The following is a 10,875-nucleotide window of genomic DNA, read 5'->3' on the forward strand; positions in this document are numbered from 1 at the left end:
TCGGAACGCCTGCACAGGGCCGCACTGGACGACTTTGAGACCCTGCTTGCAGGCGTGAAGGGCGAACGGGAGGCGGAACTGCTTTACGAGGCGGCTCGGGCCAGTGATATCGCCGGACAGCCGGAGCGCTCGGGAGGGTATCTGGAGCGGATTCTGGAGCGGCACCGGGATTCGGAGTTCATGGCGGAAGCGGCATTCCGCACGGGCGAGCACCGTTTCAGTCAGGGCCGATACGCGGACGCGGCGGAGGCTTTCCGGGCGGCCCGTGAGCATGGGCCGGATGACGATTTCCGCAATGACAGCCTCTACATGCTGGGTTGGAGCCGTTTTCTCAATGACGAGGCCATGAAGGCGGCGGGGCTCTTCCTGGTGTTCATGGACCGCTATCACGATCAGGGCACCGGCTTCGCCAGTGTCTCGGGCAAGGACGCCGAGCAGGTGGCGGATGCCCAGCGGGTGCTCAGCCTCATCGCCACCTATGATCGTGGCCCGGAAACACTCGCGCGCGTGCTCGATGCCCATGGCGACCGCCCCTATGTCGCTACCCTCTATGATCACCTCCTGCGCTTCCTGAGGGAGCGGGGTGATCATCAGGGCAGTGTGGCCACCGCCGAAGCCTTCCGTGCCCGCTACCCGGACCATGCCGCGGCGCCGGCGATGCTCACGGAAGTGGTTGAGAGCTGGCGGCTGGCGGGCAACACCGAACGGATGCGTGATGCCATGGCGGAGGCGGTGGAAGCCCATGCCGAGCCGGACGCGATGGCCGCGCTTGACCGGCCGGTGCGCCGGCAGGTGATGGGCTATCTGCGTGCACTGGGCGTGTGGCATTACACCCGTGGCCAGGCTCTGGAAGGCGGCGAATCCCGCAGCCATTACCGCCAGGCATCCCAGCGGCTGCGCCAGTACGCCGACCGTGCCGGGCGCTTCCGGATGGAGGCCGACGCCATGGGAACCGGTGCCGGCTACATGGTGCTGCTTGCAGGGGATGCCGCCCTGCGGGGTGGCCGCATCGCGCAGGCTGCCGGCCTGTATGAGCGTGCGGCCTGGTCCGAACCGCCCTTTCCGGGCGCGGGTGAGGCAGCCTATGCGCTTGTTCAGCTGCGCCAGGACCAGTGGCACAGGCAGGAGGACGCGGATGCCAGGAATCGGCTGATCGCGGATGCCCGCCGCTTTGTTCAGGACTTCCCCTGGTACGCTGATATCAACGGCGTGCGGCAGACACTGGCGAACCGGCTGTACGAGGCGGGGCGGTATACCGAAGCACGCGGGGTGGCGCGGACCCTGGTGGACGCCGATGCCACAGACGATCAGCGCCGGGCAGGCTGGATCCTGCTGGGGCATCTGCGCATGGACGCGGAGGAATACGCGAATGCCGCCAGCGCCTGGGCCGAGGTGCGGAAGCTGACACCGGAGGAGGACGATCGTCTGGCGGATTTCCGGGAGCGCCATGGCCTGGCTCTCTATCGGGAGGCGCAACGGCTGGCCGCCGGGGAACAGTCAGAGCAGGCCCGAACCTGGTTCCAGAAGGCCTACAGGGCGGCGCCTGGCACCGATGTGGCCGCCAGCGCCCGCTATGATGAAACCGGCCTGGTGCTGGAGCTGGCGCAATGGGATGAAGCCATCCGCCTTCTGCAGATATTCCGCCAGCGCTTCCCGGAACATGAGCTGGCCCCGGGGGCGGGCGAACGTATTGTGCATGCCCACCGCCAGGCGGGCCGCCCGGGAAAGGCAGCGGATGCCATGCTCGCGACAGACCCGGATGATCTGGACCCTGAGGAACGCTGGAGCCGTCAGCTGCGGGCCGCCCGCTACTACCGTGAGGCGGGGCGCCTGCCGGATGCGGTGGCGCTTTACGAACGTTACCTGGCGGACGGGACCGACCATCTGGGCGGGCATGCCTTCCAGCAGGAGCGCCGGCATGAGCTTGCAATGATGCAGAAGACGCTGGAAAGGGAGGAGGCACTGGCCGGGACCCACAGGGCCATTGTCGAAGCCGAGGATGGGGCCGAAGGAACAGCCCGGAGCGCCCGGCTGGCCAGTCGCAGTGCACTCTGGCTGGGCCGGCGTGCTGCTGACGTGTTTGGGCGGATCGAGCTCGGGGCGCCGCTGGAGGAGTCGCTGGCACGCAAGCGTGACGTCCTCTCCGAGAGCCTGGAATGGTTTCGCAGAGCGGAGCGTTTCGGCATCGCGGCGACCGCCACCGAAAGCACCTATCGCATGGCGGAGCTGTACCGCCAGCTGGCTCAGGACGTGCTTGACTCCGAGCGCCCCTCAGGCCTGACGGATCTCCAGGCCAACCAGTACGAGATGTTGCTGGAAGAGGAAGCCTATCCCTTTGAGGAAAAAGCCATTGAACTCCACCAGCGCAATCAGCAGCGGATCCCCGAGGGCCACTGGACGGGATGGGTGAGTCGCAGCCTCGACAGCCTGGCGGATCTTTTCCCGGCCCGCTATGAACGCGACCTGCAATGGACGGAGGCACGCCATGAAGCGGCGCGCTGAATGGGGGATGGTGCTCGTCCTGGGGGTCCTGGCCGGCTGTGCCGGTATGCAGTCAGGGCCGGAGCCCGACGGACGCATGCCCGACAGAGTGGCGCTGGTTACGCCAGCGCTGGATCCGTCGGACCGGGATCGGCTGGAGCAGGTGCGCGCCGCGCTCGCTGGTGGTAGCCCGGCTGCTGCGGGGCGACAGCTTGAGCGGGTGGAAGACGATCACCGCTTCCACCCGGACGTTCTGATGCTGAGGGCCATGGTGGCCCGTCACCTGGACAGGCCGGGGCGGGCAGTTCGGGCGCTGGAGGCACTGCTGGACCAGTCCCCGCAGCATGCGGCGGCGGCCAACGACCTGGCGCTGCTCTACCGGCAACAGGGGCGGATTGATCAGGCCACGGCGCTGCTGCGCCAGGCATTGGAGGCCAATCCTGATCGCCCGCAGCTGCACTACAACCTCGCTGTCCTCTCGGAACTCTATCTGCTCGATCTGGAACAGGCTCTGACCCATTACCGGCGTTACCAGTCGCTGACGGACGCCGAGGATGAGGAGGTCGCCCTGTGGATCCGGGACCTGGAACGGAGGGTGGAATGAAGACGCGGCACAGAACCCTGTTGATGGCCCTGGCGTTGTTGGCCCTGCCGGTGACAGCCCAGGACGACCCGGAAGGCATCCGCATCGAGGGTGTGGACGAGCGCCCGGGTGTGATGCACCTGATGCCCTGGCGACTGCCCAGGGATGCCCCCATGGAGGCGCCCAGGGCGGAACAGGGGCGTCTGGGAGAGCTCCTCAGCCCCCTCGATGATCAGAGCTACCGTCGTTATCTCAGATACCGCAGTGACCCCGGCATGCTTCTGGAAGCGCTGTCGGGGGCTGCCTCAACCGGAGAGACCCGCTGACCATGCAGACACCGATAGCCAACGCAACGGAGATCCCACTGATGGAATCCGCAGTCCGTTTCTTCCAGCAAGGGGGGCTGTTCATGGTTCCCATTGCCCTGATCCTGCTCATCGGTCTGGCGATTGTGCTGGAGCGCATGATCTACCTGCAGGTGGCACGACGGCGCAACCGCAGGCTCTTTGAGTCCGGGCTCTGGCCGCTGTTGCAGAAGGGGGAGTTCCAGAAGGCCTCGAAAGCGGCCCGGGAGTCGGGCGTCGAGGTGGGCGAGATGGTGGCCGCCGGGCTGGCCCGCTTCCGTAACAGCCAGTCGCGTTCGGACGTGGAATATGCCATGGAGGAGGGGCTGATGGAGGTGCTGCCACGCTTCGAGAAGCGCACGCCCTACCTGGCCACCCTGGCCAACGTGGCCACACTGCTGGGGCTGCTGGGCACCATCATGGGCCTGATCTCGGCCTTCACCGCCGTGGCGGAGGCCGATCCGGCGGACAAGGCCAGCATGCTCTCGGACAGCATCTCCGTGGCCATGAACACCACGGCTTTCGGTCTGATGTCCGCCATTCCGCTGCTGCTGGCCCATGCCTATCTCCAGACCCGTACCAATGAAATGATCGACAGTCTGGAGATGGCCGGGGTCAAGCTCCTGAACCTGATCTCGGAAACCCAGGCGGGCAGTACCGCGCGCAGTGAAGGGTGAGGCCGGCCCATGAGACGACGCCGACATCGCCGGCAGACGGCGGAAGCCGACCTGAACATCACGCCTTTCCTGAACCTGATGATCGTGCTGGTGCCCGTGCTGCTGTTGAGTATGGTCTTCACCCAGACCCGCATCCTGGAACTGCGCTTCCCGGAAGCCGGTGAGCGCCTGGATGAGATGGTGGACGACGGGGAGGAACTCGCGCTATACGTGATCGTGCGTGACGGACACCTGGAGGTGGGCGACCGTAATGGGGGCGTGCTCCGGCATTTCGAGCCGGTTGAAGAGGGCCGCCCGGACTTTGCGGGGCTGCGGGAGCTTCTCAAGGGCGTGAAGGAGCGCTTCCCGGAGATCCGTGATATCCGGCTTCTGGCGGGGCCGGATACGGATTACCAGACACTGGTGACCACCATGGATACCGTTCGTGGCTACCCGGAGGTGGTGGCGGCGGATGCGGTCACCGCGGAACTCTTCCCGGACATTGCCCTCGGTGATGCGCCGGCGCCCGAGGGTGGGGAGGCGGACTCATGAAGGCATCCCGCCGCGCCCGCCGTATCCAGCGCCACTATCGGCGCATGAACCGCCCGGGGGGGCTGAACCTCACCGCCCTGATGGACATTTTCACCATCCTGGTGTTTTTCCTGATGGTGAACTCCTCGGATGTTCAGGTCCTGCAGGAGGACAGCGATATCCAGCTGCCGCGTTCCGCGGCGGAGCAGGTGCCGGAAAGTATCCTGCGGGTGGTGGTGGCCGGCGAAAGCATCCTCGTCGGTGGCAGCGAGGTGGCCCGGCTGGACGGCGTAACCGAGGGCAAGGGTGGCGAGATCATTGCCGATCTCCAGGCGCACCTGGCCGGGAGCGTGGAATCCGGTGATAAGGCCAGGGCGATGATCGTGGCGGACCGGAACCTGGATTACGCACGCCTGCGGCCGGTCATGCGCAGCGCGGTGAATGCGGGGTACACCCGGATTCATCTAGCCGTTGAAAGCACGCCGGAGAGTGAAGGAGGTAGGCCTTGAGCCGTTCTCCGTCGTTGCCGTGGCGCAGCACCCGGGGCGAGGACCGACTGCTCGGGGTGATACTGGCGATGCTGCTGGTGGTTTTCCTGCCGCTGGCCGTGCTGGTGCCTGGAATGGAGTTGCCGGAGCGGGCACCGGAGCAGTCGGACGAACCGGATCCGCAGATGGCGCGCATGCTCGAGGAACCGGAGGAACCTGAACCGGAGCCCGAGCCGGAACCTGAAGCCAGCGAGCCGGAAACGGAACCGGAGGCGGAGGCACCGCAGGCGCCCCAGCCGGAGGAGACGGTTGAAGAAGCGCGGGAAGTGGCGCGTGAATCCGGTCTGGTGGGGATGCGGGATCAGCTGGCGGAGCTGCGTTCGCTGGCGCCGGAGAGGGAGACTGCCATCCGGGAGCCGGGGAAAAGTGCGGATAGCGGTGCCGGGGCGCTTCCGGAGGGGCCGGACGAAGAGCAGCTCATGGCGGATTCGGGCGGCCCTGGTGAACCGGGCGACGTTTCTGTCGAGGAAGGCGAGATAGCCCGCCGCGAAACCCGGGATGTTGCCGGCTCCGAAGACAACTCCGGCGCACGGCCCGCCGAACCGGAGGAGCGCCCCATGGCGAACATCCGGGAGACCTTTGAGCACAACAAGTCCGCGCTCTTCTCCATCTACAACCGCGCCCGCCGTCAGAATCCGCTGCTGGAGGGTGAGGTGGTGCTGGCCCTGAGAATCGCTCCGGGTGGGAACGTGCTGGATGTGGAGGTGGCCAGCTCAACGCTGGGCGATGAGGGCGTGGCGCGGAAGATTGCCCAGCGTGTTGCGCTGTTCAATTTCGGCGCCATGGAGGTGCCGGAGCGTTCGGTCCGGTTCCCGGTGGATTTCGCGCCACCGGGTTAGGCGTCAGGCGGCCTGCCGGGGATGCCCTTCCTCCGGAACGGGGGACTCGCCATTGAGTTCCGTCAGGTTGCGGATCATCAGCGAGCGGCAGTGCTCCATGAGCCAGGGCACATCGGCACTGCTCAGGTGCTCTGTCTCCACCGGCGGCAGCACCCTTACGGTGATGGTGTGTGGGCCTTTGCCCGATGCCAGTGTTTTCAGGTAGTCGCTGATGCACACCATGGTGATGGGGACCCCCGTGGCGATGGCGGTATGGAAAGCGCCCTTGCGGAAGGGCAGCAGGCCCTGCCCACGGCTGCGTGTGCCCTCCGGCATGATCCATACCGACTGCCCTCTGGCCGCGATCGCGAGATTGGCGGCCGTCATGGCGGTCATCGCCCTGGCCCTGTTGCGCCTCCGGATGAGCACGTTGCCGCCCAGCCAGAAGATCTGACCGAACAGGGGGATCCACCCCAGGCTCTGTTTGCCGACAACCACAGCATTGTCCGGGGTCATGCTGCCGACCACGTAGAGATCCAGGTTCGACTGGTGGTTGGCGATCAGAACGCGCGGCTCTTTGGTGGGAAGGTGCTGCCAGCCTTCCAGGCGTACCCGGGCGTTGAGGACCCTCAGGCCGCACCATGCGTACATGCGTGCGCAGACCCTGTTGTTGCCGCGATGGAATGGGCGTGCCACACAGAGCAGAAAGCCGGCCAGGGTTGCTGGTATTGCCGTAATAAAAAGGCCGATCCTGTGAAACCAGCGCATTCGGTATTCCTCGTACAGGTGTTCACTTTATTTCAGTGTACAGCCGTACCGGAAAACTGTCATCGGTCAAATTGTAGTCAGCTGTAACCATCGCCAATGAGGTGTTCCGGAGGGCTCCGGGTCAGGGGGTGGCGTCGTCGAGGCAGGTCAGCAGCATGGCCCAGAATTCGGAAAAGTCGTTGACGACCACATCCGGCCGGTAGGGGTGGTTGGTATCACCCGGAAACAGCCGGTTTAGGGCCGGCAGGTCCCACTGGGCGCTGTTGAAGAATACGGCGGTCTGGCCAGCGCGCTGGGCCGCGCTTACATCCGTGGTGCTGTCGCCCACGTACCAGATGCCGGTGTCCGAGGCTTGCTCCAGGCGTTGCGCCGCGAGCAGCAGCTGGTCCGGGTGAGGTTTGCGGTGGGGCACGTCGTCGCCACAGATGTTGAGGGCGAACAGTTCTGTCCAGCCGCCGTCATCCACCAGCCGCAGTTCCTCCTCGAAGAATTCACGGTCGCGGTTGGTGATCACGCCAATGCGCAGGGGAAGTGTGTTCAGCGTCGAGAGCAGGTCCCGCACCCCCGGTTCCAGTGGCAGCACGGAGCCGTAGTGGCGGCGGTAATGATGCCGGAAAACCTGGTGGGCAAGGCTCTTGCTGGTGTCGTCCTCACCGAAAAGCACCTCGAAAATGTCGGTTCTTGAGATCTTGCGGTCGGCGCGGACCTGGGGGTGCAGGCGGGAGTGGTCGCGTGCGTAGTCCACCAGGCGCTGCTCCTCCGGGGAGCGGGCGTTGGAGGTGGTGGCGATGTTGTCCAGAAGGCCCCGTTCCCGGAGTTCCGGCAGCATGTCGTCCACCGCGTGGTACATGGCGTCCAGGGTATCCACCAGGGTGGCGTGCCAGTCGAACAGGATAACCCTAGGGGGTGTCAGGTTGACCACCGAGGGGTGCCAGTCCGGTTCGATACGGGGTTCCGGCGGCTGCGGCGCCGGATAGGGGGGCGGCCGCCTGGCATCGAGTGTGGCCCTGGCATCGCCCTCCAGATTTTCCGCGATGCGGTCGGTCAGCGCCTCGAAGGAATGGGCGATGGCGGCTGGATGGTGGTCGGGATCGCCGGCAAAACGGCGTTCGATGTACTCCGGCTCCCACTGGCCACCGTTGAAGAACACCGGGGTGACGCCCGCGTTGCCGGCAGTGATCATGTCCGTGGTGCTGTCGCCGACATACCATACCCGTTCATCCGCCGGGCAGCCTGCAGCCTCCGCAGCTTTCAGGATGATCTCGGGGTCGGGTTTGTAGGCGGTGACGTCCCCGGCGCAGACGATGACGTCGATCAGCGGCGTCCAGCGCCCGCCATCAACCAGGGTGAGTTCATGCTCCAGGAATTCCCGGTTGCGGTTGGTGGCCACACCCAGGCGGATGCCGGCGGCACGCCAGGCGCTGAGGTACTCGAAGATCCCCTCCTGGAAGGGCCTGACTTCGCCGTAGTGGCTGCGGTAACAGGCGTTGTAGGCTTCGTGGGCAATCTGCTTGGCGGCAGTGTTGTCGCCGAAGATGGCATTGAAGATATCGGTGCGGGAGACCCGGCGTTCCGAAAGGATGCGCGGGTGGAGTCGACGGAAGAGGCGGATGTAGCGCACCAGCCGCGCGTCATCCGCGGTCTTGCACTGGTCTTCCGGGAGCAGTTCCTTCACCAGTCCCAGCTCCTCCAGTTGGGGGAGCATCTCTTCCATGGCTGAGAACATCGCGTCGTGGGTATCCACAACGGTTCCGTGCCAGTCAAAGAGGATCAGTTCAGGAGTCGCTGAGGCGGGCCAGTTCACGGTGCAGCTCCGCTTCGTCGCCGAGGTTCAGTTCCACCAGGCGCCGGAGGTGGGTGGCGCTTTCCAGGTCCATGGACCGGCACTCGAAACCCAGGCAGTCATCTTCCCGGTGCCGCAGCGTGGCGCCCATGGTGATCTGGGTGGTGTTGTCCGAAAGCCAGATGGTGATGGTGTAGCTCTCGCCGGGCTGCCCGCTGAAGTCCTCTGGGGCTTTCAGTAGCGCACCGTGGAGTGAGATGTCCTGTACCTGGCTGGGCCAGATGCGGTCTCCCAGATGGATCTCACAGGCGGCATCGAACAGGATGCGGCTGAAAAAGCGGCGTTCCCGGCTGGCCATGGGGCAAACCTCATCAGGGCGTTTCCTTCACTATAGTGAAAGATGCCCTGATGGGGAAAACCACTCAGGCAAGTTTCTTATGCTTGACCCGCTTGGGTACCCAGGCGTCCTCGCCCTTGCGGGCGCGCAGGTCGCGGTCGTAATCCGAGAAATTGCCCTCGTGGAAGACCACCTCGCCGTCACTCTCGTAGGCCAGGATGTGGGTGGCGACCCGGTCCAGGAACCAGCGGTCGTGGGAGATGATCATGGCGCAGCCCGGGAATACCAGCAGGGCTTCTTCCAGGGCGCGCAGGGTTTCCACGTCCAGATCGTTGGTGGGCTCGTCCAGCAGCAGGACGTTGCCGCCTTCCTGCAGCAGCTTGGCCAGGTGCACCCGGTTGCGTTCACCGCCGGAGAGTTCCTTGATGCGCTTCTGCTGCTCAGCGCCCTTAAAGTTGAACCGGCCCACGTAGGCGCGGGACTGGGTCTGGTACTGGCCCACCTGGATGATGTCCTGGCCGCCGCTGATTTCTTCCCAGACGCTGTTCTCCTCGTTGAGTTCGCGCATCTGGTCCACGTAGGCCAGTTCCACGGTCTCGCCCAGCACGATCTGGCCCTCATCCGGTTGCTCGGTACCGGCGATCATGCGGAAGAGGGTGGACTTACCGGCGCCGTTGCCACCGATGATGCCGACGATGCTGGCCGGCGGCACGCTGAAGGTCAGGTTCTCGAACAGGACTTCGTCGTCATAGCGCTTGGTCACGCCCTCAACCTCGATCACCTTGTTACCCAGGCGTGGACCCGGCGGAATATAGAGTTCGTTGGTCTCGTTGCGCTTCTGGAATTCCTGGGAGTTGAGCTCCTCGAAGCGCTTCAGGCGGGCCTTGTTCTTGGACTGCTGGCCCTTGGCCTGGGTCTTGACCCATTCCAGCTCCTGCTGGACGGCCTTGCGCTGGGAAGCTTCCTGCTTGGCCTCCTGCTCCAGGCGCTTCTCCTTCTGCTCAAGCCAGCCCGTGTAGTTGCCCTGGAAGGGAATGCCCTGACCACGGTCCAGTTCGAGGATCCAGCCGGCGACGTTGTCCAGGAAGTAGCGGTCGTGGGTGATGGCCACCACGGTACCTGGGAAGTCGTGCAGGAAACGCTCCAGCCACGCCACACTCTCGGCGTCCAGATGGTTGGTGGGCTCGTCCAGCAGCAGCATGTCGGGACTGGAAAGCAACAGTCGGCACAGCGCCACGCGGCGGCGTTCACCGCCTGAAAGATGGTGTACCCCAGCGTCCCATGGCGGCAGGCGCAGGGCATCCGCAGCCACCTCCATGCGTCGCTCGATATCATGGCCCTCGGAGGCCTGGATGAAGGCTTCCAGCTCGCCCTGTTCCTTGGCGAGGGCATCGAAGTCGGCGTCCGGCTCGGCGTAGGCGGCGTAGATCTCATCCAGGCGTGCCAGCGCCTTGTGGACGCCCTCGACGGACTCCTCAATGATCTCACGGACGGTCTTGTTCTCGTCCAGCTGTGGCTCCTGGGGCAGGTAACCGATGTTCAGGCCCGGCAGAGGGCGCGCTTCGCCCACATAATCCGTTTCAACACCGGCCATTATCCGCAGCAGGGTCGACTTACCCGCGCCGTTGAGGCCGAGAACGCCGATCTTGGCGCCGGGGAAGAAACTCAGGTTGATGTCCTTGAGGATCTCTTTCTTCGGGGGAACGACCTTGCCTAGGCCATTCATGCTGAATACGTACTGAGCCATGGAATGGGTATCCTGCTGGGAAGTCGGAAAATGGAAGCTTGAATCTGGACGTACGTTAACCAATAGCAGCTTTCGAGGCAATAAAGACCGCCAGTGGCGGGCGTTCTGGCGCGTTTTTGGGCGGCGGATGTTATTGCGGCCCCTTTTCGGTAGAATAGCCTCGCCTTCAGAGAGACCCCGAGAGTTCATCATCGACCATTTTCTGGCAAGCAAAGGCGTTCCTCGGGGCGCGTCAATTGCCAGCACACGAGAGGCTGACAATGTTTAAGCGAGATATGA

11 protein-coding genes are annotated in these 10,875 nt (G+C 64.7%); 7 read left to right on the forward strand and 4 right to left on the reverse strand.

All coding sequences use genetic code 11. The annotated features are described in order from the left end of the window. The 7 genes from QZ501_RS13425 to QZ501_RS13455 form a co-directional block, all read left to right on the forward strand. A partial coding sequence (locus tag QZ501_RS13425; RefSeq protein WP_295720198.1) for a tetratricopeptide repeat protein occupies positions 1–2,502 on the forward strand: 2,502 nt, incomplete at its 5' end. Next, positions 2,486–3,085 carry a tetratricopeptide repeat protein gene (locus QZ501_RS13430; protein ID WP_160899306.1) on the forward strand — a complete coding sequence of 200 codons (600 nt, stop codon included), beginning with the start codon at positions 2,486–2,488 and terminating at the stop codon, positions 3,083–3,085. The genes QZ501_RS13425 and QZ501_RS13430, both read left to right, overlap by 17 nt. Next, positions 3,082–3,390 (forward strand): hypothetical protein, encoded by a 309-nt coding sequence (locus QZ501_RS13435; RefSeq protein WP_295720200.1) that lies wholly within the window; start codon positions 3,082–3,084, stop codon positions 3,388–3,390. Before QZ501_RS13430 ends, QZ501_RS13435 begins: the two co-directional genes overlap by 4 nt. A gap of 2 nt (positions 3,391–3,392) precedes the next feature. Beyond that, positions 3,393–4,085 (forward strand): MotA/TolQ/ExbB proton channel family protein, encoded by a 693-nt coding sequence (locus QZ501_RS13440; RefSeq protein WP_237416584.1) that lies wholly within the window; start codon positions 3,393–3,395, stop codon positions 4,083–4,085. A gap of 9 nt (positions 4,086–4,094) precedes the next feature. Beyond that, entirely contained in the window at positions 4,095–4,616 is a 522-nt protein-coding gene (locus QZ501_RS13445) for a biopolymer transporter ExbD (RefSeq protein WP_295720202.1), read from the forward strand. After that, positions 4,613–5,104, forward strand: coding sequence for a biopolymer transporter ExbD (locus tag QZ501_RS13450; protein WP_151440355.1), 492 nt, complete (start codon positions 4,613–4,615; stop codon positions 5,102–5,104). The genes QZ501_RS13445 and QZ501_RS13450 overlap by 4 nt, the downstream gene beginning before the upstream one ends. Continuing rightward, positions 5,101–5,982, forward strand: coding sequence for an AgmX/PglI C-terminal domain-containing protein (locus QZ501_RS13455; protein ID WP_295720205.1), 882 nt, complete (start codon positions 5,101–5,103; stop codon positions 5,980–5,982). The genes QZ501_RS13450 and QZ501_RS13455 overlap by 4 nt, the downstream gene beginning before the upstream one ends. 3 nt (positions 5,983–5,985) lie before the next feature. On the opposite strand, the gene QZ501_RS13460 is transcribed toward QZ501_RS13455, so the two are convergent. The 4 genes from QZ501_RS13460 to ettA all read right to left on the reverse strand — a co-directional run bounded on the left by QZ501_RS13460 (position 5,986) and on the right by ettA (position 10,596). Next, the gene (locus QZ501_RS13460) at positions 5,986–6,729 is read right to left on the reverse strand and encodes a lysophospholipid acyltransferase family protein (protein WP_295720207.1); all 744 of its coding nucleotides are present in this window, start codon (positions 6,727–6,729) and stop codon (positions 5,986–5,988) included. A 121-nt stretch (positions 6,730–6,850) separates the two neighbouring features. After that, positions 6,851–8,533: an HAD-IA family hydrolase gene (locus tag QZ501_RS13465; RefSeq protein WP_295720208.1), complete on the reverse strand. Its 1,683-nt coding sequence runs from the start codon at positions 8,531–8,533 to the stop codon at positions 6,851–6,853. Further along, on the reverse strand, positions 8,505–8,870 hold the full coding sequence (locus tag QZ501_RS13470; protein WP_295720211.1) for a PilZ domain-containing protein: 366 nt from the start codon (positions 8,868–8,870) through the stop codon (positions 8,505–8,507). The genes QZ501_RS13465 and QZ501_RS13470 overlap by 29 nt, the downstream gene beginning before the upstream one ends. Positions 8,871–8,934: 64 nt before the next feature. Further along, positions 8,935–10,596 carry an energy-dependent translational throttle protein EttA gene (gene ettA, locus QZ501_RS13475; RefSeq protein WP_151440351.1) on the reverse strand — a complete coding sequence of 554 codons (1,662 nt, stop codon included), beginning with the start codon at positions 10,594–10,596 and terminating at the stop codon, positions 8,935–8,937. Positions 10,597–10,875: the final 279 nt, after the last annotated feature.

Origin of the sequence: uncultured Halovibrio sp. (genome assembly GCF_913056445.1) — a bacterium.
GTDB lineage: Bacteria > Pseudomonadota > Gammaproteobacteria > Pseudomonadales > Oleiphilaceae > Halospina > Halospina utahensis_B.

Bases quoted from the DNA above. Each gene is read 5' to 3' on its own strand.
- QZ501_RS13430 (WP_160899306.1), top strand. From the start codon at position 2,486: ATGAAGCGGCGCGCTGAATGGGGGATGGTGCTCGTCCTGGGGGTCCTG.
- QZ501_RS13435 (WP_295720200.1), top strand. From the start codon at position 3,082: ATGAAGACGCGGCACAGAACCCTGTTGATGGCCCTGGCGTTGTTGGCC.
- QZ501_RS13440 (WP_237416584.1), top strand. From the start codon at position 3,393: ATGCAGACACCGATAGCCAACGCAACGGAGATCCCACTGATGGAATCC.
- QZ501_RS13445 (WP_295720202.1), top strand. From the start codon at position 4,095: ATGAGACGACGCCGACATCGCCGGCAGACGGCGGAAGCCGACCTGAAC.
- QZ501_RS13450 (WP_151440355.1), top strand. From the start codon at position 4,613: ATGAAGGCATCCCGCCGCGCCCGCCGTATCCAGCGCCACTATCGGCGC.
- QZ501_RS13460 (WP_295720207.1), bottom strand. From the start codon at position 6,729: ATGCGCTGGTTTCACAGGATCGGCCTTTTTATTACGGCAATACCAGCA.
- QZ501_RS13470 (WP_295720211.1), bottom strand. From the start codon at position 8,870: ATGGCCAGCCGGGAACGCCGCTTTTTCAGCCGCATCCTGTTCGATGCC.
- ettA (WP_151440351.1), bottom strand. From the start codon at position 10,596: ATGGCTCAGTACGTATTCAGCATGAATGGCCTAGGCAAGGTCGTTCCC.